We start from the raw sequence: 22,489 nt of genomic DNA, 5'->3' as shown, positions 1-22,489 counted from the left end.
TGAGTGATAAACTCGGACTTCCGAACCAGTCAACGCTCGGCCCATGGACCTCTTGCGGCTCGTGGGGCGGAATGTGCGCCGGATGCGTAGCGCGCGAGGCTGGAGCCAGGAGCAGTTGGCCGAGAAGTCAGAACTCAGCCAGCAGTTCATCAGCCGCATCGAGGCCGGAATCCAGAACCCGACGCTTAAGAGTCTGGGACGGCTCGCCGAGGCCCTGAACGTCACGGCCGCGAGCCTGTTGGACGCGGCGGATGTTCCGGAATGCTAGGCCGTTTCCTCGGACGGCATGACACGGCTCCAGCCGATATTTCGCAGGAAGTACTTGGCATCCGCCGCGGGTGCATGGAAATGCCCGGCCGCGTCTTTGCAATAGGTAACGCCCTCTATGCCGTAGGCATGGCTGACGGTGGGGAGCGGCTTCACCACCCAGACTTCCTCCTCTGCCCGAACCCGAGCCTCGTGTTCGCGCCTGTAGAATTCCATGATCCCTTGGCCAGCATAGCTCTGGTGCATCGCGTCCAGGGCCTGTGACGTCGAATCCACCTGGTCGCTGAACTTCCCGTTCGGGAACACGGCAAGCTCGTAGAGGTAGTCGGCCAGCCAGGGCGCATCCTCGGGGATATGAACCCGACCGCTCTCAATGATGGCGGTCTGGTTGGTCATCCGGATCAGCTTGTCCTTCGACGGCTTGACCTCGCGGAGGGATCCCATCCCCTCCTTCCTCAACTCCTGCAGGATCTGGGTCCCCGATGCCCGGTCTTCGACGTAGATAACCTGCGGCTTGAACCTGAGCGCCTGGGCGACCACGGCGCGCTTCAGGTCAGGGTATTCGAGCTTCTGGCGGAACACGTCGAGCAGCCAGATATCGGCGCCCTTCTGACCCCAGGTGGTGCAGACGCTGTAGGCGTTCCATTCCTCGACCTTGTTGGCTGTATCCCAGGACTGGACGACCCGGTCGAACTCGGCCGGCTTGTCGGCGGGTAAGTACCGCCTGAACCAGTGGGCCTTCACAAGGCCGCCGCCTGCCGGCGCCGGGCGCTGCATGTACTGGGTCGCGAACGCGGACTCACCGATGTGTTCGCGGATCTCCACCAAGGTCTCCAGCGGCATGCGGTCAGGGTGGAGAGCCTCGCCGACAGCGCGGCGGAATTCCGCCTGCCCCCCGAAATCCGCATAACCGAAGCACTCATCCTCCTCGGCGATCGCTGGCAGGTTCAGGACTTCCCACTGCCCCCCCAGGCCAAGGACGTGGCTGACGAAGTCGTCCTCATGCAGCCGTTGCATGACGATGATCATCCGGCAGGTGGAGGGGTTGTTGCGCCGGCTCAGGAAGGTGTTCTCAAACGCCTGATTGGACGCGCGCCGCATGGCTTCGGAGAGGGTCTCACCGGGCTTCTGCGGGTCGTCGAAGATCAACAGGTCAGCGCCGACACCGGTCGCCGAGCCTTCAAGTGAGGTCGCTCGCCGTACTCCGCGAGCGTGGGTTCGAAGGAGGCGGGCAGGCTGACGTGCGCGGGCCAGGACCGGGCCGAAGAGGCGCCCATAAAGGTCGCTCTCCATGACCTTCTGGGTGTCTTCGCCGAACTTGTTGGAGAGGTCCTGTCCGTAGCTGACGCACATGATGTCCTGGTCGGGGTAGTGGCCCAGAACGTAGGCGGGCAGGGCCACCGACACGCAGAACGACTTCAGGTGGCGGGGAGGCAGGGTGATGATCAGTTGCCGGACCTCGCCGTGGGCGACAGCGTGCAGACGGGCACAGATCAGATCGAGATACGGCGCCCACGCCAGTTCGACGCCCTGGTTCACCAGCTCGAAGGTCGATCGGACGAACAGGCCGAAATCACTTCGCAAAAGGATTTCGAACTCTTCGGCAGTCAATGCAGCGCCATCCAGGTCGCGCCTTGAGGATCTACTCATCGGACTTCCCCTTCAAGCGTGCGGCAATGGCCTTCATGATCAGCGCGTCGTTCTCGCGCCGGGCCTTGGGATCGACCTGCCCTTGTCCGGAGGCCTGATCGCGGCCCTCGGCGGCAAGGAAGAGATCGGTCAGCATCTTCGTCGCCTTGGCGTCCCCGCCGGCCGCCTTGTTCGCCTGCTGGGTCAGCGCCGCCTCGAGCTTGGTGATGGCGCGTCGCCGGCCCTTGGCGTTGACCATGACGGTCTCCATCACCGCGGCATGCACCATGCTGGCGAGGTTGCGCGACCCGCGCGGTCGTCCTTTGGGATTGCCGGATTTGCCTTTCCTGAACCGTGTCGCTTTGGGCGGCCGGCCATACCCGATGGCCTCGTCGTCGTCCTCGGGCGCGCTCATTGGCGGCCCTCCACCAAGTCGTCGAACCGCTCACCGGTCCCGGCCAGGATCGCGGCCTCGCCGGTGTAGCGCTGCCAGCGGCGGATGGTCAGATCGACATAGAGAGGGTCGAGCTCGATGCCCCGACATCGTCGGCCGATACGTTCGGCGGCCATGAGTGTCGAGCCTGAGCCCAGGAAGGCGTCCAGAACCAAATCGCCGCGGGCGGTGACGTCCAGCAGGGCGTCGGCCACCATCGCGACAGGCTTGGGCGTGGGGTGCTGCGCCATAAGGTCGGCGTCTTCGGCTGATCGCAGGAAGGTGTTGGCGCCGGGGTAGTTCCAGACGTTAGTCCGGTTGCGCCCGAACCGACCAAGCTGGACGTTATTTCGATGGGCACCCCGCCCGTGCCGAAAGACGAACACGAACTCATGGGCCGACCGGTAGAGCGAACCCATGCCGCCGTTGTTCTTGGTCCAGACCGCGATGTTCAGCAGCTCGTCGTATGCCTGTCTGCCGGCGGCCAGCAGCTCACCCGCATGGCGCCAATCCATGCAGACAAAATGGACCGCCCCGTCCTCGCTGAACGCCGCGGCGTGCTCGCAGGCCTTGCTCAGGAAGATCACAAACTCGGGGCCGGACTTCTCGCCGGTCGCCATGGCGAACTCGCGGTGCTGGCGTTTTCCCTTGCCGCTGACGTGGCCGTTTATGGCGACATTGTAGGGCGGGTCGCTGAACACGGCCGCCACACGTTCGGCCTCCAGCAAGGCCCGATAGCTCTCAACTTCCAGAGCGTCGCCGCAGAGAATTTTGTGATTGCCAAGGAGCCAGAGGTCGCCCGGCCGGCACACTGCCGGTCCGATCGGCGGCAGCGCATCAGCAGCGTCGTTGTCCCCGTTCGTTGCATCTGCCTCTTCAATGAAGAGGTCGATCTCGCCCATCGAAAACCCGGTGTCTTCGAGGCTGAAGTCGAGGTCGAGCTCGGCCAGCGCCTTGAAGTGAACTGCCAGGGCTTCCTCGTCCCAGGTCGAGAGTTCAACCAGGCGGTTCTCGGCGATGGCGAAGGCGCGAGCCTGGTCCGGCGAGAGGTGTTCGAGCCGTATCACCGGAACGGTCGTGCGACCGAGGAGCTGGCAAGCCTCCCAACGGCCATGGCCGCTGATGATCTTCAGGTCCCGGTCAACTAGCAGGGGGGTGTTGAACTCGAAGCGTTCGATGCTCCGGGCGATCTTGCGGATCTGCGCCTTGGTATGGTCGCGGGCGTTTTGCGGGTCAGGGTGAATGTCGCTGGTCGCGACAATCTCGATCGCCAGCGGCGCGTTGCCCGGCGACCCGCCTGCATCCTCTCTACTTGTCGTCTTCATCGGCTCCCCCTGTCTTGGGAGCCCATCGTCGCGGATGGCCGGATCGCGTTCGCGGTCAGAAAATCAGATTTTTTCTGAACTTAGTCGGTGAGAACGATTTCCAACAGCTCGTCCAGCGACTGGCCAAATTTCGGGATGCCGGGGATCAGGGCGCGATGTTGGGTGGCGAGATCGACGACGGACTGCAGCGCAGCGGGAAGATGCATCACGTCAGCGTGGTGACCGGGAAGCCCGAGTGATGGCGCTTTTCTGAGGTAGATCTCCATGGCGGCCGCCAAGTGGATCACGGGCCTGCTGGCGGACCATGCGCGCTTGATCAGATTGGCTGGTTCCTGATCGCCGCCAAGTTTGGCGTGATAGGCGGCCAGCTCGTTCAGGGACAAGCGCTTCATCGGTGCAGGAAGTTTGGGCCTTTGGCCGGTCACGGCTTCCGCCAAGAGTCCAATGGCCATTCGGCCGGCAATCTCGCGATCGCGTAGTCGGCGGTCAGAGGTTCGAATGCCGCGCTTGAAATCCACGGGCGACACGAAGGCGTGCGCGGGTTTGATCGCCTGGAATTTGTTGGCCCAATTCGGAAAATGCTCCGCTCGGTTTCGAAGGAAGGCGTGACAGGCTGCAGCGACATACATCCTTCTCGCATCGGCCTCGGCTTCCGCCGGGAAGGCCAGATGGGCCAGCACGGTGGCGCCAGCCTCATGAATTCCAACTTCCGAAATGCTGATCGTGACGGGGTTCATCGAGACCGGGCCAATGGAGGGGGTGCGGGCGTGACTGCGCTGGACTTCATATCTGAACAGAGCGTTGGTCGTCCTGTCCCCGACGACGCCCGGCCCCGCCCGGGCTCGCGCTGGTAGGGCCGTGGATGTCGCGGCCCGTCAACCAGACGAGGACGACATGACCAAACTCACCACCACCCAGACCGAACTCCTGACCCGGATCGCCGCCGCGCCTGAGGGCGTGCTGGAGGCGCCGGCGGATGCCGCGGCCACTATCAAGGCGCTCATCAAGCGCAGCTTCGTGATCTCGATGCCAGTGGCGGAAGGGCCCAGCAATCTGCTGATCACCGAGGCCGGCCGCAAGGAGATCGCCGCGTCGCCGCCGCCCAAGGCCGCCCCCCGCGCCAAGCCGGCGGAGACCCCACCGACGACCGAACTGGAGTCGAAGCCCGCTCCGACGCCGAAGGGCAAGATCGCTACCCTGGTCGGGCTGCTGCGCCGGGAGGAGGGCACCAGCATCGAGGCAATGATGGAGGCGACTGGCTGGCAGTCCCACTCGGTGCGGGGCGCCATGTCCGGCTCGGTGAAGAAGGCGCTGGGCCTGACCATCACCTCCGAGAAGAGCGACGCCGGGCGCATCTATCGCATCGCGGACGGGGAAGGCGCGTGATCCGGGCAGACCTCCAGGTCACTGAAGAGGTCCGGGCGCTTGAGCGCCTGGATCTCGACGGTCTTCGGGAGGCTTGGCGTGGGCGGTTCGGCCGCCCGCCTCAGGTTCGGTCCCCTGAGCTGTTGCGACTGTCGCTGGCCTGGCGGATCCAAGCAGAAGTGTTCGGGGGACTGGATGCAGCCACCCGGCGCCGCCTGCGCGAGGGCGGCGGCATTGGGCGCAGCGACAACGTCAGTCCGGGTGTCCGGATCACAAGGGAATGGCGGGGCGAGCTCTACGAGGTCGAGCGACTTGAGAAGGGCTACCGCTGGAAGGGAGCGCTCTACCCAAGTCTCTCGGCCGTCGCCAAGTCCATCACCGGGGTCAAGCGCAACGGGCCCCAGTTCTTCGGCCTGCGTGAGGAGGAGGCCGGCTGATGGCCAGGACGCTTCGCTGCGCCATCTACACCCGCAAGAGTTCTGAGGAAGGATTGGAGCAGGGGTTCAACAGCCTTCATGCGCAGCGTGAGGCCTGCGAGGCTTATGTCCTGTCGCAGGCCGGGGAGGGGTGGAATGCCTTGCCGACCATCTACGACGACGGCGGATTCTCCGGTGGCACGATGGAGCGGCCGGGGCTGGCACGACTGCTGGCCGACATCGACAGCGGGAAGATCGATGTCGTGGTCGTCTACAAGGTCGATCGGCTAACACGTTCGCTGAACGACTTCGCCAGGATCGTAGATCGGTTCGACGCCCGCAGCGTGTCGTTCGTCTCGGTGACCCAGGCGTTCAATACCACCAGCTCCATGGGCCGGCTGACGCTGAACGTGCTGCTGTCGTTCGCGCAGTTCGAGCGGGAGGTCACCGGCGAGCGCATCCGAGACAAGATCGCGGCCTCCAAGAAGAAGGGGATGTGGATGGGCGGCAACCTGCCGCTTGGCTATGGCGCCCCGACCGATCTCCAGTCGCGCGCCCTGATCGTGAATCCGGCAGAGGCCGGGAGAGTCCAGCACATCTTCCGCCGCTACCTTGCCCTGAAATCCGTGCATGCCCTGCGCGCCGAGCTGGAACAGCAGGGAGTCCGGTCCAAGGTCACTGTCTCGGCGCGCGGCAACGTCAGGGGCGGTGTTCCATTCAACCGGGGCGCCCTTTTCTACCTCCTCAAGAACCGCGTCTATCTCGGTGAGATCCTGCACAAGGGGGCGACCACGTTCACCGACGCCCACCCTGCGATCATCGATCGCGAGACGTTCGATGCGGTTCAGGGGCATCTGACCGGGCAAGCCAAACAGCACAAAGAGCGGCCCACACGCGTCTCGACCATGCCGCTCAAGGGTCTGATCTTCGATGCGGACGGCAACCCGATGAGCCCGGCATTCACGCGAGGCCGGCAGGATCGGGTCTACCGCTACTATGTCTCCACCCCCCTCCTGCAGGGGGTCAAGGACCCCCTGCAGGAGGGGTTGAAAAGAGTCCCCGCCGGTCAGGTGGAAGACCTGGTTCGGGATTGCCTGACGAGGCTGTCGCGGGGGCGGCAAAAGGACATTCCGGGCGACGGTTTGCGGATCGAGATTCTGGAGGGTCAGCTGCGGCTCACCGTTCCAACCAGGCTGTTGATCCCCTCGCCGATCGACGCGCTCACCGACATCCAAACGATTAAGTCCCGAGCTGGCCCGGGTGAGCGGGTCTCCGCGTCTGAAGGTGGCGAGGGACTTGTAAGGGTAATGCTCCCCTGCAGCTTCCTCAGCAGGGGAGGACGGGTCTGGATCACTGACGCCAGCGGTCGTTCCGCCCAAAGGGTTGGATCCATCGACAAGACCCTGATCAGGGGGCTGCGGCTTGGCCATCAGTTCCTGGCCCAGACAGCCGCCAGCCCCCTTGGCCGTCCCGAGCTGGTCGTCCTCGATCAGTCCTTTGCCGACCCCTACCATCGCAAGCTCGGACGCCTCGCGTTTCTGGCGCCGGATGTTCAGGCCATGATCCTCGAAGGCCGACAGCCCGAGACCCTCAATCTGCAGACCTTGGTGAGCGGCGAGTTGCCCCTCCTCTGGGAGGATCAGCGCCGGCTGTTTGGCATCGCAGCCTGATCAGGGTGGCGGCCATTCCCTGCTGCGGTCTGCAAATTCCCTGCTCGGTCGTTTGAAATACCCTGTTTCACCTCATAACAGGCAGGCCCCTCAAGGGGGTCTAAGTAGCCGACGCCGCTCAGGAATTTCCGGCGCTCCCTATTGCCAGGTTGCCGAAACGCCCCCGAAATTTCCCGAATTCCCTGCAGATTTCCCTGATAGCAGGGAAACTCAACTACATCCCGGCGGCGCGGAGACGCGGCCCCGCAAAGGCGCGGGAATCCTGCCCAAGACGGCTCCGAAATCGGGCTGTCAGTTGGGTTTGGGCGGGAATAGTCCCGTGAAATCGGGGGTATGGGCTGCGTGGAGTCCGGCCGGAGCGGAACTCGCTAGATGGATGGCGGAGAGGGTGGGATTCGAACCCACGGTGCCCTTCCAGGCACGCCGCATTTCGAGTGCGGTACATTCGACCACTCTGCCACCTCTCCGTAGACGCCGGGTGTGAGGGTCTGAACCCCCTGAGTGCGAAGGCGCGGAACCTAGCGACGCGGCCGCGCGAACGCAAGCGGGGGATTGCGGGTCAGGCCTTTGGCCAGAGCACCGACTGTGTGCAGCGGAACAGCGCCATGAGTTTGCCGGTCTCCTCGTGCCGGACTTCGGCATCCCAGAGCTGGGTCATGCGGCCGCCGTGGACCAGTTTCGCCTCGCAAACCACCACCCCCTCCCGGGCGGTGCCGAGGAAGTTGGCCTTCAGTTCGATGGTGGTGAAGCCGGTCGCGCCGGGCGGCAACGATGTGAAGCTGCCATAGCCGCAGGCGCTGTCGGCCAGGGTGATGACGCTGGCGGCGTGGAGGAAGCCGTTGGGCGCCATGTGGTGCTTCTGGACGGTGAACCGGCCGCGGACCAGGCCCGGCTGGACCGTCTCCCACTCCAGACCCAGAAGATCGGGGAGGTGTCCCTTCTGGCGCTCGGCGAACATGGCCGCGTTGTCGATGCTCATCTCTCTGGTCACCATGATGTCAGCCCTGGCCGCCGACACGTTCAGCCGAGATCACGGCGATCGTGGCCAGGCCAATGGCCACAAGTTTTTCGTCTCCGGCGGCCGACCGCGCGAACACGCGGGCTTCCACCGGAATCAGCATGCGGCCTGCCTTGACCACCTGGGCGCGGCAGATCAGGCGCTCGCCGACGCCGGGGGCCAGGATGTTGAGCTTGTATTCGGCGGTCAGCACCGCCTCGCCCGGCCGCACGACCGTGCCGGCCGCCGCCGTCGTGGTGTTGTCGACCAGGAAGCCGATCGCGCCGCCATGGAAGAACCCGTGCTGCTGCGCCACCTCCGGCCGGAAGGGGAGACTCATTTCGAGCGTTCCCTTGCCGATGGCGCCGATCTCTGCGCCGAGAAGGCGAAACAGGCCCTGACTGTTGACGGCTGTGCGGATGCGGTTGGCGATGGCGGGATCGAGCGCGTCCGCCGCAAGCGTATCTGTCATTGGAAGGCCCCTCCGCGGCCCTGGCCTTCGGCGAACCGGGTGGCGCCGGCGACTGTTTCCCCGGTCCTGAGCGTTTCGAGCCCCAGCTCGATCTCGAGCGTGGTCGCGGCGTCCCAGTCCAGGCTCCACTGGTCGAGCGCCGACAGTCTGTCGTTGCGCAGGCAGCGTTGGGGGAAGCCGGCGATCTGGCGGCCCAGCGCGATGGCGGCGTCCAGCGCTTCGCCGTCCGCGACCACGCGGTTGGCGAGGCCCATGGCCAGCGCCTCGTCGGCGCCGACCGGGCGACCGGTGAGGATCAGGTCCATGGCGCGGGACTGGCCGATCAGCCGTGGCAGACGCACCGTGCCAAGGTCGATCAGAGGCACGCCGAACCGGCGACAGAACACGCCGAAGGTCGCGCCCGTGGCCGCCACCCGCAGGTCGCACCAGAGCGCCAGTTCCAGGCCGCCCGCGACAGCGAAGCCTTCGACCGCGGCGATGACAGGCTTGGACAGTTTCAGACGCGTCGGACCCATCGGACCGACGTCGCCGGTGCGCTCGACGCGATTGCCGCCCCCAACGGCGATCGCCTTGAGGTCAGCGCCGGCGCAGAAATTCCCGCTCGTGCCGGTGAGGACCGCCACCGAGGCGGCGTCATCGGCATCGAAAGCCTTGAAGGCGTCGTACAGGGCCCGGGCCGTCGGGCCGTCGACGGCGTTGCGCCGGTCTGGCCTGTCGATCGCGACGACGGTGATGTCGCCGTCGCGCGTGATGGTTACGGTCATGGTCCTGCTCCCGCGAGAAACGGATGGCCCAAAGTGAGCGGGCGCCCCGCGGGGAAGGCAAGTCCTTTTTCGAAACTACCCTAGGCCGGCGCGGCGGCTCCCGGCTTTTCAAGCTGGCCTTCCCATCGGGCCACCACCGCGGCGGCGACCGAATTGCCGACCACATTGGTCGCCGAGCGGCCCATGTCGAGCACCTGGTCCACCGCGAGGATCAGGGCCAGGCCCGCCTCCGGCAGCTTGAAATAGGCCAGGGTCGCGGCGATCACGACCAGCGAGGCGCGCGGCACGCCGGCCATGCCCTTGGACGTGACCATCAGCAGCAGCAGCATGGTGATCTGCTGGCTGACGCTCATCTCGATGCCGTAGATCTGGGCGATGAACAGGGTCGCGAAGGTACAGTACATCATCGACCCGTCCAGATTGAACGAGTAGCCGAGCGGCAGGACGAAGGACGCCACCTTTCGGCTGACGCCGAACTTCTGCAGCGCTTCCAGGGTGCGCGGATAGGCGGCCTCGGAACTGGCCGTGCCGAAGGCCAGCAGCGTCGGCTGCCAGACGCTGGCCAGCAGCACGAACATGCGCGGTCCGACGAACAGCAGCCCCGCCAGGGCCAGGGTCGTCCACAGCACGCCGAGCGACAGATAGAAGCCGCCGATGAACTTGGCGTAGACCGTGAGAATCTCCACGCCGTACTGGGTCACGGTCGCGGCGAGGGCGGCGAAGATGGCCAACGGGGCCAGGCGCATCACGTAGCCGGTCACCTTCAGCATGATAGCCGCCAGCTGCTCGACCAGCGTCAGGACCTGTGGCGCCTTGTCATCCAGGCTGGCGACGGCCACGCCGATGAAGATCGAGAAGACGACGATCTGCAGGATCTCGTTGTTGGCCATCGCCTCGAAGATCGACTTCGGGAAGACGTGGGTGATGAACTCCTGCAGCGTGAACTTGGCCGTGTCGACGGTGGCGGCGGTCGCGTCAGGGACCGGCAGGGTCAGGCCCACGCCCGGTTGCAGCAGATGGACCATGGCGAGGCCCAGCAGCAGCGACACAAGCGAGGCGGAGATGAACCAGAACATCGTCTTGGCCCCGACCCGGCCCACACTGCCCGCGTCGCCCATGTGGGCGATGCCGGCGACCAGCGTCGAGAACACCAGCGGCGCGATGATCATCTTGATCAGCCGCAGGAACACGTCGGTCATGACCTTGAACCAGCCGACGATCTCCTTGACCTGGGCCGGGTCCTGGAAGTGCTGGTTGCACCAGGCGCCGACGGCGATGCCGGCGACCATGGCGACGACGATCAGAAGGGTGAACAGGCGATTCATGCGGGGTCCCCGAAAATCCGAACGCCCTTTTTCACCGGGATCGCACGCCGCGTCCATGCGCATGCGCTAGAGTGGCGACAGATGGAGGCGCGAACGACCATGAGCGATGATCTGGACAATGTCGCGAAGACCCTGACCGAGCTGATGCTTCGGGCGGCTCCGGACATGACGGTCAAGGCCGCCGGCGATCGCGGCGTTCATCTGCTGGCGTCCTGGGACAACCCGCGCATGCCGGGCCAGCCGATGTGGTTCGGCGGCGTGCAGAAAATGAAGAACTACGTCAGCTATCACCTGATGCCGGTCTACAGCCACGCCAGCCTCGCGGCGACCATCCCCCCCGCGCTGAAAGCCCGCATGCAGGGCAAGAGCTGTTTCAACTTCAAGGTCGAGGACCCCGTGCTGTTCGATCAGCTCGAGATCCTGACAAGGGCGGCTGCGGCGGCCTACGCCCGGCCGTTCCGGCTTGAGGGCAAGGGCCCTGAGACCCGGGTCGTGACCGGCTAGCTGGTGACGACCTTCATCGGCAGGAAGCGGCTGTTGCGCAGCAGGCCGGCCGAGACCAGCGAGACGACGAGGCCGACGGGGAAAATCTCGACGAACGTCATCGGCAGCCGGAACAGTGGATTGGCGTACTGAACCCGGAACTTTTCCATCTCGGCGGCCATCCCGGCGATCTTGTCCGCGGATTCGCCCTTGGCGCGGGCGGCTTCGATCATCGCCCTGCTGTAGTCGTCAATGAAGGCGAAGTGGGTGGCGTGGAGCGTGATCTCCCAGGCGATCACGTACATCAGGCTGGCGACGATGCTGATGCCCAGCCCCACCAGCAGCGCCGGCAGGAAGCGGATCACACCGCCTAGGGTGCGGTCGCGATGGTGTTTCACCCCGATGAACGTGAAGGTGAAGGCCAGCAGCATGAGCGCGTAGCCGGTGATCATGGAGTGGCTGCCGTGCTCGGAGTCGCCGAAGAGCATCAGCAGGTTCATCGGCACGGCGACGACGAGACCGGCGAGAACGCCGAAGATCAGGATGGTGCGAAGCATGGGTGTTTCCCCCTGTTGTTTGGATGCGCCAGCCAGGACCGGGCTTCAACGGCGGAACAATCGCCCAAAAGGGTGACTTCGCGAAATTCACCCGAAATTTCAGGGAATCAGTCGCAGTTCACGGGCACGCACGATCGCGTCCGTCCGACGCGCCGCCTCGAGTTTTTCATAGAGCCGCGCGACGTGCGTCTTGACCGTATTGGGCGAGAGATTGAGCTGACGGGCAATCTCCTTGTTCGACCGCCCGGCGGCGAGAAGTCCGAGCACCTCGTGCTCGCGGCGCGTGATGCCGAGCGTGGTCAGGGCCGGGGTATTGACCTCGAATCCGCCTGACAAAATCCGCGGCCGGAAGAGGCGAGCGCCGACCCAGACGCCGAGCGCCAGAAAGCTCCCCGCGACCAGGGCGATCCAGATCTCGCCGCCGTGGGTCCGGGCCCAGATGCGGTAGTCCAGCCACTGCAGCGCCACGGCTCCCAGGGCCAGAACGAGACCGTAGATCAGCACTGTCTTCCACATGATCGCGGAGCCTAGGGGTGGATTTTCGGCTGCGCCAGTCCGGCGCCTTGCGACAGTTCGGACAACATCGCCCGCCCCCGTCTCGCCAAATTGGTTCCATGTCGCTATAAGCGGTCATGACACATGAGAAAGAAGCAGCCGCCATCGTCGAGCGGCTTATCGAAGAATACGAACGGTCCGTCTCCGCCCTGAGGGGCGCCCTGAAGACCTTCCTGACAACCGGAACCCGCCCAGACCCCGCCCTGCGGGCCGACGGCGCGTTCGTGTATCCCGAGCTGCGGATGCACTGGAGCGGCGAGAACGGCTATCCGCGGATCAGCCGCGCCTATGCCCGGATCGGCCTGCCGGGCCACTACGCGACCACGGTCACCCGGCCGCACATGTTCAAGGACTATCTGGTCGAGCAACTGGCCCTGATGATTCAGGACTTCGGCGTCGAGCTCGACGTCGGCCGGTCGATGCAGGAAATCCCGTTCCCCTATGTGCTCGACGGGGGCGACATCGCCATGGCGGACGTCAGCGCCAGCGAGATCGCCCGCTGGTTCCCCACCACCGAGCTGGCCCACATCGGCGACGAGGTGGCGGACGGGCTGTGGGATCCGGTGCTGGAGGCCTCGCGGCCGCTGGCCCTGTTCGATGGCCTGCGCACCGACTTCTCGCTGGCCCGTCTCAAGCACTATACCGGCGCGCCGGCCGAGGACGTGCAGCAGTACATCCTGTTCACCAACTACCACCGCTACGTCGACGAGTTCGTCCGCTGGGGCTGCGAGCAGCTCAAGGAGCCCGGCACGCGCTTCACCGCCCTTTCGGCGCCGGGCAACATCACGGTTACCAAGGATACGCCCAACCCGGAAATGACCGTGGCCAACGGGCCATGGCGGCGTCACCAGATGCCGGCCTATCACCTGATCGCCGAGGGCGGGCAGGGGGTCACCCTGGTCAACATCGGCGTCGGCCCGTCGAACGCCAAGACCATCACGGACCATCTCGCCGTCCTGCGGCCCCAGGCCTGGATCATGATCGGCCACTGCGGCGGCCTGCGCGGCAGCCAGACGATCGGCGACTACGTGCTGGCCCACGCCTATCTGCGCGACGACCATGTGCTGGACGAGGTCCTGCCGCCCGACATCCCCATCCCGTCGATCGCCGAAATGCAGCGGGCGCTGTACGACGCGGCCAAGCAGGTCAGCGGCGAGAGCGGTGAGAGCCTGAAGCGCCGGCTGCGCACCGGCACGGTGGTCACCACCGACGACCGGAACTGGGAGTTGCGCTACACGTCCTCGGCGCTGCGCTTCAACCAGAGCCGCGCCGTGGCCATCGACATGGAAAGCGCCACCATCGCCGCCCAGGGCTACCGCTTCCGGGTGCCCTACGGCACGTTGCTCTGTGTCTCGGACAAGCCGCTGCACGGCGAGATCAAGCTCCCGGGTCAGGCCAACGCCTTCTACGAGCGCGCCATCAGTCAGCACCTGCAGATCGGCATCGCCACCGTCGATCTGCTGCGCGCCGAGGGTCCCAATTTGCACTCGCGAAAGTTGAGGGCGTTCGACGAACCGCCGTTCAGGTAGAGCTTTTCATGTCGGAGGACTGGGCGTAGGATAGGGCATGACAAAGCCTCCCAAATCCGAAGGCGAGATTCCCGGCGTGCAGGAAAACGCGACGCTGTGGTTGGATGCCGAAGACCCGGCGGAGGCCTTGGCTGCGCTAGAAGAGTATCACCGAACGGGCGTGAGCTATTCGCTCGATGATGCTCGGTCAGAGCTTGAGCGACTGATCGCGGAGCGGCGGGCGCGAAAGGCTTGATCTACGATGTCCGGCTTTCTCAACGGGCTTGGCGAGACCTGACACGGCTGGCGGATTTCCTCAGCCACGGCAGTCCGAGCGCGGCCGCCAGGGCGATCACCGTTATTTGGTCGACCATGGAGTCGCTGGACCGTTTCCCCGAACGCGGCGCGCCGACCTTGCAGGAGTCCGTCCGCCAACTGTTCGTCCCGTTCGGCCGCGGTGGGTATGTCGTTCAGTACGCGATCGTCGCGGCCGAGGTGATAATCCTCCGCATCTTCCATAGCCTCGAAGAGCGGTGACACGCCGGTCCCCATCCGCTATCGCACCGCAGCGAAGATCCGGGAGCTCAGCGCCGTGACCGACAAGACCGAGGAAGCCGGCTGGGCGACCGCAAAGACCCTCGCCGAAGCCCTGCCCTATATCCAGATCTATGACCGCGAACGGGTCGTGATCAAGTACGGTGGCCACGCCATGGGCGAGGACAACGTCGCCAAACTGTTCGCGGCCGACGCGGTGCTGCTTAAGCTGATGGGCCTGCATCCGGTGATCGTGCACGGCGGCGGCCCGCAGATTTCCGCCATGCTCGACCGCGCCGGCGTCAAGTCGACCTTCATCGACGGCCTGCGCGTGACCGACGAGGCGACGATGGAAGTGGCCGAGATGGTTCTGTCGGGCGCCATCAACAAGGAAATCGCCAACTGGATCACCCTGGCCGGCCGCGAAGCGGACGTGCGGGGTGTGGGCCTGTCGGGCAAGGACGCGCGGCTGATCACCGTGACCCGCGCGCGCCGGACCCGGAAGGATCCCGACAGCAACATCGAACAGGTCGTCGACCTGGGCTTTGTCGGCGAGCCGCAGAAGATCGACCCGACCCTGATCGAAGTGCTGATCGCGTCAGAGCACGACTACATCCCGGTGATTGCGCCGATCGGCGTGTCCGAGTCGGGGCAGACCTTCAACGTCAACGCCGACACGGTCGCCGGGGCGATCGCCGGGGCGCTCAAAGCCAAGCGCATGCTGCTGCTGACCGACGTGCCGGGGGTCAAGGACGCCAATGGCGACCTGATCCGCCAGATGACCGTCGCCGAGGCCTTTGAACTGATCCGCACCGGCGTGGCGAACGGCGGCATGATTCCCAAGCTCGAAACGGCCATCGCCGCGATCGACGCCGGCGTGGAAGCGGTGGTCATTCTCGATGGCCGTCGCCCGCACGCCATGCTGGTCGAGCTGTTTACCGAACACGGCGCCGGGACCCTGGTGAAGGCGTGACCGACCTTACCCATATCGACACCTGGCTGTTCGACCTCGACAACACGCTCTACCCGATCGAGAGCGAAGTCATGACCCTGGTCGCCGGGCGGATGACGGACTTCATGGAGCGGGTCACGGGCCTGCCCCGCGAAGAGGCCCGCGCGATCCAGAAGCGCTACTATCATGAACACGGCACGACCCTGGCGGGCCTGATGGCCAACAACCACGGCATCGATCCGGAAGACTTCCTGACCGCCGTCCATGATGTATCGCTGGATGCCCTGAAACCCGATCCGGCGCTGACCGCGGGTCTGGAACGGCTGCCTGGCCGGCGACTGGTGTTCACCAACGGCTCGGCGGCCCACGCCGAGCGGGTGCTCGGCCGACTGGGCATCGCCCATGTGTTCGAGGGCATCTTTCATATCGCGGCGGCGGGATACATTCCCAAGCCCTCACCCGTGACCTTCGGCATGATGATCGCCCGCCACGGCGTGACAGCGGCGGGAGCGGCCTTCTTCGAAGACAGCGAACACAACCTCGCCCCCGCCGCGGCGCTGGGCATGACCACGGTGCTGGTCGGCGCCCATGCGGCCGAGTCGACCGCCTCCTTCGTCCACCATCGCGCAAGACACCTGGCCGAGTTTCTCAACGCCATCCAGGTGAAGGAAACCCACGCATGACCGCCGTGACGCTCGCTGATCTGGAAACCGAAATCGAAGCCGCCTGGGACGCCCGCGACAGCGTCTCGCCGGCGACCACCGGTCCGGTCCGCACGGCCATCGAGGAAACCCTGTCGCTGCTCGACAGTGGCAAGGTGCGGGTGGCCGAGAAGGTCGACGGCGAATGGGTCGTTCGTCAGTGGGCCAAGAAGGCCGTCCTGCTGTCCTTCCGCCTGAACCCCAATGCGGTCATGCGCGCCGGCGCCATGGGCGGCGCGGTCGGGCCCTGGTGGGACAAGGTGGCCAACAAGTTCGACGGCTGGGAAGCACCGCAGTTCGAGGAGGCCGGCTTCCGCGCGGTCCCCGGCGCCATCGTCCGCCGCGGCGCCTACGTGGCGAAGAACGTCATCCTGATGCCCTCGTTCGTGAACATCGGCGGCTACGTCGACGAAGGCACGATGGTCGACACCTGGGTCACGGTCGGCTCCTGCGCCCAGATCGGCAAGCGGGTGCACCTCTCGGGCGGCGTTGGCATCGGCGGCGTGCTCGAACCCCTGCAGGCCAACCCGACCATCATCGAGGACGACTGCTTCATCGGCGCCCGTTCGGAGGTGGTCGAAGGCGTCATCGTCGGCCAGGGCAGCGTCCTGTCGATGGGCGTGTTCCTCACGGCCACCACCAAGATCGTCGATCGCAAGACCGGCGAAGTCCATCGCGGTTACGTGCCGCCCTACAGCGTCGTGGTGCCTGGCAGCCTGCCGGATCCGCACGGCGGCCCGAGCCTGTCATGCGCGGTGATCGTCAAGACGGTCGACGCCCAGACGCGCTCCAAGACCTCGATCAATGACCTGCTGCGGGACTAGCTGACGGTCGGGCATTGGTCCTAAGGTCGCAGGCCCCGGGGGGATGCCGCATGGATCGACTGATTGCCCTGTTCAGTTTTCGCGGCCGGGCGTCACGCCTGACCTATTGGCGGACGCAGCTCTGGACCTCCTTCGTTCTGGTGGGTCTTTGGATCGTGACGATCTTTCTGGCCATGGGCGCCGGCGACATCGCCGTGGTTCCAATCCTGCTCGGCCTGCCTGTCCTGATCATCAACCTGGCCACGCTCGTCCGTCGGCTGCACGACCGCGACAAAAGCGCCAGGTGGCTTCTGGTCTTCTGGGCCGCGCCTAGCGCCTGCTTCATCACGGCCCAGCTGGCGACGGAGCAGACCGGTGAAGGGGGACTCCTCGCCATGGGCAGCCTGATGGCCGGATTGATCCTTGAGGCCTGGGCCATTGTCGAAGTCGGGTTTCTCCGCGGCGCGCCGCAGCCGAACCGGTTCGGCCCGGTCCCGCCCCGCGGGTTGCGTCGCCGGCGTCAGCGGTCCTAAACGGACCCATGAGCCTGATCGACCCCGTAGACCTCGCCCGCGACCTTATCCGCCGCCCGTCCGTGACGCCCGCCGACCTCGGCGCGATGGACATCGTCCACGAGGCGCTGGAAGGCCTGGGCTTCACCTGTCGACGGATGAAGTTCGGCGAGATCGAAAACCTCTATGCCCGTCGAGGGACGGGCAGCCCCAACCTCTGCTTCGCCGGTCACACGGATGTGGTGCCGGTTGGGGACGCCGGCGCCTGGACCAGCCCGCCGTTCGAGGCGGCGCTCGCCGACGGCGTCCTGATCGGTCGCGGGGCGGTCGACATGAAGGGCGGCATCGCCGCCTTCATCGGCGCGGTCTCCGCCTATCTGGCCAGCAAGGAGCCGACAGGCTCGCTCAGCTTCCTGATCACGGGCGACGAGGAAGGCATCGCGCTCGACGGCACCAAGCGCGTCGTCGCGACCCTGGCCGCCGAGGGCGAGGTCATCGATCACTGCATCGTCGGCGAGCCCTCCAGCTCGGCGCGGCTGGGCGACATGATCAAGATCGGCCGGCGCGGCAGCATCAACAGCTGGATCACGGTCGAGGGGACCCAGGGCCACGTGGCCTATCCGCATCGCGCCGCCAATCCGGTCCCGGTGCTGATCGACATCCTGTCCCGGCTGCAGGCGCGGGTGCTCGACGACGGCTACGAGGGCTTTCAGCCGTCGAACCTCGAGGTCACCACCATCGATGTCGGCAACACGGCGACCAACATCATCCCGCGCGAGGCGAAGGCCCGCTTGAACATCCGCTTCAACCCGGCTCACAAGGGCGCCGAGCTCGAGGCCTGGATCGCCGAGACGGCCGCCGCCGCCGGCGACGGGTTCAAGGGCCGGGTCGAGGTGAAATCAATCATCAGCGGCGAGGCCTTCCTCACCCGGCAGGGTCCGTTCACCGAGATGGTCGCCGCCGCCATCCTCGAAACCACCGGCGAGACGACGGACATGTCGACCACGGGCGGCACCTCCGACGCGCGGTTCATCCGCGACCTATGCCCGGTGCTGGAATTCGGCCTCGTCGGCGAGACCATGCATGCCGTCGACGAGCGGGTTCCGGTCAGCCAGATCCGTGACCTTCAGGCCGCCTACCAGCGGATCATCGAACGCTACTTCGAGACGTTTTCGGGGTAGCCCACGCCGGTCAGATACAGGCCGTCGGCCGGGGCGACCGTGCCGCAGGCGGTGCGGTCCTTCGCGTCAAGAGCGGTCTTCAGTTCGGCCCTTGTCCAGCGGCCAAGGCCAACCTCGGCGATCGAGCCGACCATCGAGCGGACCTGACGGTGAAGGAACGACCGCGCGGCGAAGGTCAGATGCACCTCGTCAGCCACGCGACGAACGGTGGCCACATCCAGCGTCTTCATCGGTGACTTCGCCTGACACTGCATGTCGCGGAAAGTCGTGAAATCGTGGTGGCCGGTCAGCACCTGGGCTGCATCGTGCATCGCCTCCGCGTCCAGAGGCTTGCGCACATGCCAGACGCGGCCCTTGTCCAGCGCCGGCGGCGCGGGCCGGTTGCGGATGCGATACAGGTAGCGCCGCTCGTTGGCCGAGAAGCGGGCGTGCCAGTCGTCAGAGACGTCCTCGACCTCAAGCACCGCGATCGGTTCGGGGCGCAGATGCGCGTTCATGGCGTCGCGCACGACATCGGCGGGCCAGGCCCGGTTCAGGTCGACGTGGATGACCTGGCCTGTGGCGTGGACTCCGGTGTCGGTTCGGCCGGCCGCGTGGATACGCAGCGTCTCGCCGGTAAACCCGAGCACGGCCTTCTCGATCTCGCCCTGCACGCTGGGCAGGCCCCCCTGGGCCTGGAAACCGCGATAGGGCCGGCCGTCATATTCGATGGTCAGCCGGTAGCGGGGCATCAGTCCAGAACCGTTCCGGCGGCGACCGGAAAACCGCGCAGGAAGTCGGCGGCGTCCTGCGCGGACTTGCCCTCGCGCTGGGCCCGCAGCAGCCGCACCGCGCCGTCGCCACAGGCGATCAGCAGGCTGTCATCGAGGGTCTGGCCGGCGGGTCCGGCGCGGTCCTCGACCCGCGAGAGCAGCGCCTTCACCCGCACCGGCCCCTTGTCCGAGGCCGCCGTGAACCAGGCGCCGGGGAAGGGCGACAGGCCGCGGATATGCAGATCGACCTCGGCGGCCGGGCGGTTCCAGTCGATGCGCGCCTCGGCCGGCTTGACCTTCTTGGCATAGGTCACGCCCTCGGCGGCCTGGGGCGTTTCGATCGCGGTTCCGGCTTCGATGGCCGCCAGGGTCGGCGGCAGCAACCGGGCGCCGGCCTCGGCCAGGCGATCGTGCAGGGTCCCGGCGGTATCGAGCGGGCCGATGCGGACAGTCTCCGTGGCCAGAACCGCGCCCTCGTCGAGGCCGACGCTCATGCGCATGACCTGCACGCCGGTCACGGCATCCCCGGCCATCAGCGCCCGCTGGATCGGCGCGGGGCCGCGCCAGCGCGGAAGGAGCGAGGCGTGGACGTTGAAGCAGCCAAGCCTTGGCGCATCGAGCACTTCAGCGACGAGAATCTGACCGAACGCCACCACCACGGCGGCGTCGAGGTTCAGGGCCTGGAAATCGGCGATGGCCTCGGGCGTCTTCATTGATGTGGGCGTGCGCACCATCAGGCCGCGCGTCTCGGCGAAGGCATGCACCGGCGAAGGCTGCAGCGTCTGGCCACGTCCGCGCGGCGCGGGCGGCTGGGAATAGACGCAGACGACCTCGTGCCCGGCCGCGAGTATGGCGGCGAGGCTCTGGACGGCGAAATCGGGTGTTCCCAGGAAGGCGAGGCGCATGGGCGGGGTTTAGCGGCCGCCGGGGCTCGGCGAAAGGCTCAGGGAACTCCGCGCTTCACGGTTCGTTGAACACGGGAACAAAACTCGGGAAGGGAACACCTCATGCGCACCATCATCATCGTCTCGCTGGCCGTCGCCGGTCTGGCGCTCGGCGCCTGCTCCAAGGAAGACCGCGCCCAGGTCGGTGAAGGCGCCGCCGCGGCGGGCGGCGAGATCAAGGAGGCCGCGCACGAGATCGCGGCAGACCCGGATGTGAAGGAAGCCGGCGCGGCGATCGGCAACGCCGGGGCCGAAGCCGCGGACGCGGTGAAGGATACCGCCGCCGATGTTCAGGAAGGCGTCGCCGACGCCTCGGCTGACGCCAAGCGTGAGGCGGAGGAGTCCCGCGCGGCGACCGGCGACACGACGAAGCGGTAAGCCCAGATCCGCTCATCCCGGCGAAGGCCGGGATCCGGATGACCGTTCTCGATGTCAGTCTGTTGGCAGGCCGCCCCTTGATCTGGGCCCCGGCCTTCGCCGGGGTGAGCGGCAGTATGGCTACGCCGCGCGGGCGGCTTTCTCGACCTTCTTGATCGCCCGTTCGCGCTTCAGGCGCGACAGATGGTCGATGAACAGCACGCCCTTGAGATGGTCCATCTCGTGCTGGATGCAGACGGCGAACAGGCCCTCCGCGTCCTCTTCGACCGCCTCTCCGGCGTAGTTGAGGTAGCGGATCTTGACCCGGGCCGGACGCTCGACGTCGTCGTAGATGTCCGGCACCGACAGGCAGCCTTCTTCGTAGGACGCCAGATCGTCGGACGACCAGATGATCTCCGGATTGACGAAGTAGCGCGGATTGCGTCGGCCCTCGTCGTCGCCCTCGGCAGCTTCGCGGTCGCCCAGATCCATGACGATGATCTGCTTCGGCTCCCCGACCTGCACGGCGGCCAGGCCGATGCCCGGCGCCGCGTACATCGTTTCCAGCATGTCATCCATCAGGGCGCGCAGACCATCGGTCACGCCGCCCTCGACCGGGGTGGAAATCTGCTTGAGCACAGACAGGTCTGCGGCGTTGTCGACGGTGAGGATGCGGCGGAGAGACATGATGGTCAGGAGGTAGGGGCGGCGTCCGAAACCGTCAAGGCGGGCATATCGCCGCCAGGCAGCTTGGTGAGGGGCCGAACGGCGGTCTCGACCGGTTCGACCAGCGAGATTTCCTTGCCCTCGTGGTCGACCTTCAGGTCCTCGAAGCGGCGGGCCTGGGTCAGCACCTGGGCCTCCAGCGAACCGACGAACTGGTTGTAGCGGCTGACCGCGGTCTCCAGAGCCTTGCCGAGGCCGGCGGCGTGGCCACCCATCACCGACAGGCGCTTGTAGAGCTCGCGGCCGAGGGCGGCGATCTTGTCGGCGTTGGCCGCCTGCTCCTCGACCCGCCAGCCGTAGGAGACGGCCTTGCACAGGGCGAACAGGGTCGTGGGCGTGACAATGACCACCCGCGAGGCCATGGCCTGGTTCATCAGGTCCGGCTCATGGTCGAGGGCCGCCGCCAGGAAGGCGTCACCGGGCACGAACATCGCCACGAAGTCGGGGCTGGGCTTGAACTGGTCCTGGTAGGCCTTGGACGACAGTTGTCGCACATGGTTCTTCATGCTGACGGCGGTGCGCATCGAGACGGCGGTCTGCTGCGCGTCCTCGTCGCCGTCGGCGGCGTCGGCAAAGGCCAGGGACACCTTGGCGTCGATGACGAACTTGCCGCCGCCCGGCAGGTGGATGATGAAGTCCGGCCGGGTCTGGCGGCCGTCGTCATTGGCCTCGGACCGCTGCTCCTCGTAATCGAACCGCCCGGCCATGCCGGCGGCTTCCAGCACATTGCGGCATGTCTGCTCGCCCCAGCGGCCGCGGCGGCCGGTGTTGCCCTTGAGCGCCTCGGTCAGCCGGCGCGCTTCGTCGCGGGTGGCGGTGGAGGCGGTCATCAGCAGCGCCAGCTGTTCGCGCAGGCCGCCGGTTTCCTCGGCGCGGGTCTTTTCGACAGCCGTCACATGGGCCTCGAACTTCGCCAGCGACTCTGCGACCGGCTTCAGCTGCGCCGCGAGACGCTCCTGGTGCAGCAGCTCGCGATTGCGGAAGGTCTCGTCGGTGCGCTTGAGCAGCGCTTCGGCCGTGGCGGTGGCGGTCTGCTCGGCCTGGGCCCGCAGATAGTCGCTCATCGTCGCCCGCGCGTCCTCCTGCAGCCGTGCCCGCTCGACGGCGCCGGCCAGCTCGGTCGCCAGCTTCACCGACTGTCCGCGCTCGCGGAGCCACAGGACCAGCACCCCGAGGAAGGCGACGGCGAAAACAGCAGCGGCCCCGAGGGCGATCATCGTCGGATCGTTCATGCTCCGTTCCTAGCGGGAATTGGAGAAGG

General features: G+C 66.3%; 28 protein-coding genes and 1 tRNA gene. 14 read left to right on the top strand and 15 right to left on the bottom strand.

The features are described from left to right. The first annotated feature begins 43 nt into the window (after positions 1-43). Positions 44-268, top strand: a complete 225-nt coding sequence (locus tag ACODSL_RS08570) for a helix-turn-helix domain-containing protein (protein WP_488900244.1) — start codon at positions 44-46, stop codon at positions 266-268. On the opposite strand, the gene terL is transcribed toward ACODSL_RS08570, so the two are convergent. The 4 genes from terL to ACODSL_RS08550 all read right to left on the bottom strand — a co-directional run bounded on the left by terL (position 265) and on the right by ACODSL_RS08550 (position 4,391). Beyond that, complete coding sequence (gene terL / locus ACODSL_RS08565) at positions 265-1,917, bottom strand: phage terminase large subunit (protein ID WP_488900243.1); 1,653 nt, start codon at positions 1,915-1,917, stop codon at positions 265-267. The genes ACODSL_RS08570 and terL overlap by 4 nt on opposite strands. Beyond that, positions 1,910-2,311 (bottom strand): DUF5681 domain-containing protein, encoded by a 402-nt coding sequence (locus tag ACODSL_RS08560; RefSeq protein ID WP_488900242.1) that lies wholly within the window; start codon positions 2,309-2,311, stop codon positions 1,910-1,912. The genes terL and ACODSL_RS08560 overlap by 8 nt, the downstream gene beginning before the upstream one ends. Then, positions 2,308-3,654, bottom strand: a complete 1,347-nt coding sequence (locus ACODSL_RS08555) for a site-specific DNA-methyltransferase (protein ID WP_488900241.1) — start codon at positions 3,652-3,654, stop codon at positions 2,308-2,310. Before ACODSL_RS08555 ends, ACODSL_RS08560 begins: the two co-directional genes overlap by 4 nt. 80 nt (positions 3,655-3,734) lie before the next feature. Further along, a complete protein-coding gene (locus ACODSL_RS08550; protein WP_488900240.1) occupies positions 3,735-4,391 on the bottom strand; it encodes a hypothetical protein in 657 nt (218 codons plus the stop codon). Between the two features lie 157 nt (positions 4,392-4,548). Between ACODSL_RS08550 and ACODSL_RS08545 the strand changes: the two genes are divergently transcribed. Genes ACODSL_RS08545 through ACODSL_RS08535 form a run of 3 tightly spaced genes read left to right on the top strand, consistent with a single transcriptional unit; the run spans position 4,549 to position 7,105 of the window. Beyond that, entirely contained in the window at positions 4,549-5,040 is a 492-nt protein-coding gene (locus tag ACODSL_RS08545; RefSeq protein ID WP_488900239.1) for a DUF3489 domain-containing protein, read from the top strand. Next, positions 5,037-5,456 (top strand): DUF2924 domain-containing protein, encoded by a 420-nt coding sequence (locus tag ACODSL_RS08540; protein WP_488900238.1) that lies wholly within the window; start codon positions 5,037-5,039, stop codon positions 5,454-5,456. The genes ACODSL_RS08545 and ACODSL_RS08540 overlap by 4 nt, the downstream gene beginning before the upstream one ends. Then, positions 5,456-7,105, top strand: coding sequence for a recombinase family protein (locus tag ACODSL_RS08535; RefSeq protein WP_488900237.1), 1,650 nt, complete (start codon positions 5,456-5,458; stop codon positions 7,103-7,105). Before ACODSL_RS08540 ends, ACODSL_RS08535 begins: the two co-directional genes overlap by 1 nt. A 377-nt stretch (positions 7,106-7,482) precedes the next feature. Here the strand turns inward: ACODSL_RS08535 and ACODSL_RS08530 are convergent. The 5 genes from ACODSL_RS08530 to ACODSL_RS08510 form a co-directional block, all read right to left on the bottom strand. After that, positions 7,483-7,572, bottom strand: a tRNA-Ser gene (locus tag ACODSL_RS08530). Positions 7,573-7,664: 92 nt separating this feature from the next. Beyond that, positions 7,665-8,084, bottom strand: a complete 420-nt coding sequence (locus tag ACODSL_RS08525) for a PaaI family thioesterase (protein ID WP_488900236.1) — start codon at positions 8,082-8,084, stop codon at positions 7,665-7,667. Positions 8,085-8,103: 19 nt separating this feature from the next. After that, positions 8,104-8,574, bottom strand: coding sequence for a PaaI family thioesterase (locus tag ACODSL_RS08520; protein WP_488900235.1), 471 nt, complete (start codon positions 8,572-8,574; stop codon positions 8,104-8,106). After that, on the bottom strand, positions 8,571-9,338 hold the full coding sequence (locus ACODSL_RS08515) for a crotonase/enoyl-CoA hydratase family protein (RefSeq protein WP_488900234.1): 768 nt from the start codon (positions 9,336-9,338) through the stop codon (positions 8,571-8,573). The genes ACODSL_RS08520 and ACODSL_RS08515 overlap by 4 nt, the downstream gene beginning before the upstream one ends. Before the next feature lie 80 nt (positions 9,339-9,418). Further along, the gene (locus tag ACODSL_RS08510; protein ID WP_488900233.1) at positions 9,419-10,663 is read right to left on the bottom strand and encodes a dicarboxylate/amino acid:cation symporter; all 1,245 of its coding nucleotides are present in this window, start codon (positions 10,661-10,663) and stop codon (positions 9,419-9,421) included. Between the two features lie 99 nt (positions 10,664-10,762). Here ACODSL_RS08510 and ACODSL_RS08505 point away from each other — a divergent pair, with 99 nt between their 5' ends. Further along, on the top strand, positions 10,763-11,167 hold the full coding sequence (locus ACODSL_RS08505) for a hypothetical protein (protein ID WP_488900232.1): 405 nt from the start codon (positions 10,763-10,765) through the stop codon (positions 11,165-11,167). Here the strand turns inward: ACODSL_RS08505 and ACODSL_RS08500 are convergent. Together ACODSL_RS08500 and ACODSL_RS08495 are read right to left on the bottom strand one after the other, a co-directional pair. Beyond that, positions 11,164-11,703 carry a DUF4199 domain-containing protein gene (locus ACODSL_RS08500; RefSeq protein ID WP_488900231.1) on the bottom strand — a complete coding sequence of 180 codons (540 nt, stop codon included), beginning with the start codon at positions 11,701-11,703 and terminating at the stop codon, positions 11,164-11,166. The genes ACODSL_RS08505 and ACODSL_RS08500 overlap by 4 nt on opposite strands. Before the next feature lie 99 nt (positions 11,704-11,802). Continuing rightward, a complete protein-coding gene (locus tag ACODSL_RS08495) occupies positions 11,803-12,219 on the bottom strand; it encodes a LuxR C-terminal-related transcriptional regulator (protein ID WP_488900230.1) in 417 nt (138 codons plus the stop codon). A 116-nt stretch (positions 12,220-12,335) separates the two neighbouring features. Here ACODSL_RS08495 and ACODSL_RS08490 point away from each other — a divergent pair, with 116 nt between their 5' ends. Genes ACODSL_RS08490 through dapE form a run of 8 tightly spaced genes read left to right on the top strand, consistent with a single transcriptional unit; the run spans position 12,336 to position 18,449 of the window. Then, positions 12,336-13,787: an AMP nucleosidase gene (locus ACODSL_RS08490; protein WP_488900229.1), complete on the top strand. Its 1,452-nt coding sequence runs from the start codon at positions 12,336-12,338 to the stop codon at positions 13,785-13,787. A gap of 37 nt (positions 13,788-13,824) precedes the next feature. Beyond that, the gene (locus ACODSL_RS08485; protein WP_488900228.1) at positions 13,825-14,022 is read left to right on the top strand and encodes a hypothetical protein; all 198 of its coding nucleotides are present in this window, start codon (positions 13,825-13,827) and stop codon (positions 14,020-14,022) included. Further along, positions 14,019-14,303, top strand: coding sequence for a type II toxin-antitoxin system RelE/ParE family toxin (locus tag ACODSL_RS08480; RefSeq protein WP_488900227.1), 285 nt, complete (start codon positions 14,019-14,021; stop codon positions 14,301-14,303). Before ACODSL_RS08485 ends, ACODSL_RS08480 begins: the two co-directional genes overlap by 4 nt. 55 nt (positions 14,304-14,358) lie before the next feature. Beyond that, positions 14,359-15,273 (top strand): acetylglutamate kinase, encoded by a 915-nt coding sequence (gene argB, locus ACODSL_RS08475; protein ID WP_488900226.1) that lies wholly within the window; start codon positions 14,359-14,361, stop codon positions 15,271-15,273. After that, positions 15,270-15,935, top strand: a complete 666-nt coding sequence (locus tag ACODSL_RS08470; RefSeq protein ID WP_488900225.1) for a pyrimidine 5'-nucleotidase — start codon at positions 15,270-15,272, stop codon at positions 15,933-15,935. The genes argB and ACODSL_RS08470 overlap by 4 nt, the downstream gene beginning before the upstream one ends. Then, positions 15,932-16,777 carry a 2,3,4,5-tetrahydropyridine-2,6-dicarboxylate N-succinyltransferase gene (dapD, locus tag ACODSL_RS08465; RefSeq protein WP_488900224.1) on the top strand — a complete coding sequence of 282 codons (846 nt, stop codon included), beginning with the start codon at positions 15,932-15,934 and terminating at the stop codon, positions 16,775-16,777. Before ACODSL_RS08470 ends, dapD begins: the two co-directional genes overlap by 4 nt. Positions 16,778-16,827: 50 nt before the next feature. After that, the gene (locus ACODSL_RS08460; protein WP_488900223.1) at positions 16,828-17,289 is read left to right on the top strand and encodes a DUF805 domain-containing protein; all 462 of its coding nucleotides are present in this window, start codon (positions 16,828-16,830) and stop codon (positions 17,287-17,289) included. Between the two features lie 8 nt (positions 17,290-17,297). Beyond that, positions 17,298-18,449: a succinyl-diaminopimelate desuccinylase gene (dapE, locus tag ACODSL_RS08455; protein ID WP_488900222.1), complete on the top strand. Its 1,152-nt coding sequence runs from the start codon at positions 17,298-17,300 to the stop codon at positions 18,447-18,449. On the opposite strand, the gene truA is transcribed toward dapE, so the two are convergent. Next, positions 18,425-19,180 (bottom strand): tRNA pseudouridine(38-40) synthase TruA, encoded by a 756-nt coding sequence (gene truA, locus ACODSL_RS08450; protein WP_488900221.1) that lies wholly within the window; start codon positions 19,178-19,180, stop codon positions 18,425-18,427. The two genes, dapE and truA, sit on opposite strands and share 25 nt — an antisense overlap. Further along, positions 19,180-20,106, bottom strand: a complete 927-nt coding sequence (gene fmt, locus ACODSL_RS08445) for a methionyl-tRNA formyltransferase (protein WP_488900220.1) — start codon at positions 20,104-20,106, stop codon at positions 19,180-19,182. The genes truA and fmt overlap by 1 nt, the downstream gene beginning before the upstream one ends. Before the next feature lie 102 nt (positions 20,107-20,208). On the opposite strand from fmt, the gene ACODSL_RS08440 reads away from it, so the two are divergent. Further along, positions 20,209-20,523, top strand: coding sequence for a cell surface protein (locus ACODSL_RS08440; protein ID WP_488900219.1), 315 nt, complete (start codon positions 20,209-20,211; stop codon positions 20,521-20,523). Between the two features lie 120 nt (positions 20,524-20,643). Here the strand turns inward: ACODSL_RS08440 and def are convergent, their stop codons facing one another. After that, entirely contained in the window at positions 20,644-21,189 is a 546-nt protein-coding gene (gene def / locus ACODSL_RS08435) for a peptide deformylase (RefSeq protein ID WP_488900218.1), read from the bottom strand. 5 nt (positions 21,190-21,194) lie between these two features. Beyond that, positions 21,195-22,460: a DNA recombination protein RmuC gene (locus tag ACODSL_RS08430; protein ID WP_488900217.1), complete on the bottom strand. Its 1,266-nt coding sequence runs from the start codon at positions 22,458-22,460 to the stop codon at positions 21,195-21,197. Positions 22,461-22,489 lie beyond the last annotated feature (29 nt).

The sequence above is a fragment of the Caulobacter sp. FG121 genome (assembly GCF_057809815.1).
Note: the sequence above shows the minus strand (reverse complement) of the source record. Positions and strands in the feature narration are given on the sequence as shown.

Bases quoted from the DNA above. Each gene is read 5' to 3' on its own strand.
- ACODSL_RS08490 (WP_488900229.1), top strand. From the start codon at position 12,336: ATGACACATGAGAAAGAAGCAGCCGCCATCGTCGAGCGGCTTATCGAA.
- def (WP_488900218.1), bottom strand. From the start codon at position 21,189: ATGTCTCTCCGCCGCATCCTCACCGTCGACAACGCCGCAGACCTGTCT.
- ACODSL_RS08570 (WP_488900244.1), top strand. From the start codon at position 44: ATGGACCTCTTGCGGCTCGTGGGGCGGAATGTGCGCCGGATGCGTAGC.
- ACODSL_RS08555 (WP_488900241.1), bottom strand. From the start codon at position 3,654: ATGAAGACGACAAGTAGAGAGGATGCAGGCGGGTCGCCGGGCAACGCG.
- dapD (WP_488900224.1), top strand. From the start codon at position 15,932: ATGACCGCCGTGACGCTCGCTGATCTGGAAACCGAAATCGAAGCCGCC.
- dapE (WP_488900222.1), top strand. From the start codon at position 17,298: ATGAGCCTGATCGACCCCGTAGACCTCGCCCGCGACCTTATCCGCCGC.
- fmt (WP_488900220.1), bottom strand. From the start codon at position 20,106: ATGCGCCTCGCCTTCCTGGGAACACCCGATTTCGCCGTCCAGAGCCTC.
- ACODSL_RS08495 (WP_488900230.1), bottom strand. From the start codon at position 12,219: ATGTGGAAGACAGTGCTGATCTACGGTCTCGTTCTGGCCCTGGGAGCC.
- ACODSL_RS08460 (WP_488900223.1), top strand. From the start codon at position 16,828: ATGGATCGACTGATTGCCCTGTTCAGTTTTCGCGGCCGGGCGTCACGC.
- ACODSL_RS08500 (WP_488900231.1), bottom strand. From the start codon at position 11,703: ATGCTTCGCACCATCCTGATCTTCGGCGTTCTCGCCGGTCTCGTCGTC.
- ACODSL_RS08520 (WP_488900235.1), bottom strand. From the start codon at position 8,574: ATGACAGATACGCTTGCGGCGGACGCGCTCGATCCCGCCATCGCCAAC.
- terL (WP_488900243.1), bottom strand. From the start codon at position 1,917: ATGAGTAGATCCTCAAGGCGCGACCTGGATGGCGCTGCATTGACTGCC.
- ACODSL_RS08525 (WP_488900236.1), bottom strand. From the start codon at position 8,084: ATGAGCATCGACAACGCGGCCATGTTCGCCGAGCGCCAGAAGGGACAC.
- ACODSL_RS08545 (WP_488900239.1), top strand. From the start codon at position 4,549: ATGACCAAACTCACCACCACCCAGACCGAACTCCTGACCCGGATCGCC.
- ACODSL_RS08535 (WP_488900237.1), top strand. From the start codon at position 5,456: ATGGCCAGGACGCTTCGCTGCGCCATCTACACCCGCAAGAGTTCTGAG.
- ACODSL_RS08430 (WP_488900217.1), bottom strand. From the start codon at position 22,460: ATGAACGATCCGACGATGATCGCCCTCGGGGCCGCTGCTGTTTTCGCC.
- ACODSL_RS08550 (WP_488900240.1), bottom strand. From the start codon at position 4,391: ATGAACCCCGTCACGATCAGCATTTCGGAAGTTGGAATTCATGAGGCT.
- ACODSL_RS08560 (WP_488900242.1), bottom strand. From the start codon at position 2,311: ATGAGCGCGCCCGAGGACGACGACGAGGCCATCGGGTATGGCCGGCCG.
- ACODSL_RS08510 (WP_488900233.1), bottom strand. From the start codon at position 10,663: ATGAATCGCCTGTTCACCCTTCTGATCGTCGTCGCCATGGTCGCCGGC.
- ACODSL_RS08515 (WP_488900234.1), bottom strand. From the start codon at position 9,338: ATGACCGTAACCATCACGCGCGACGGCGACATCACCGTCGTCGCGATC.
- ACODSL_RS08485 (WP_488900228.1), top strand. From the start codon at position 13,825: ATGACAAAGCCTCCCAAATCCGAAGGCGAGATTCCCGGCGTGCAGGAA.
- ACODSL_RS08440 (WP_488900219.1), top strand. From the start codon at position 20,209: ATGCGCACCATCATCATCGTCTCGCTGGCCGTCGCCGGTCTGGCGCTC.
- ACODSL_RS08505 (WP_488900232.1), top strand. From the start codon at position 10,763: ATGAGCGATGATCTGGACAATGTCGCGAAGACCCTGACCGAGCTGATG.
- truA (WP_488900221.1), bottom strand. From the start codon at position 19,180: ATGCCCCGCTACCGGCTGACCATCGAATATGACGGCCGGCCCTATCGC.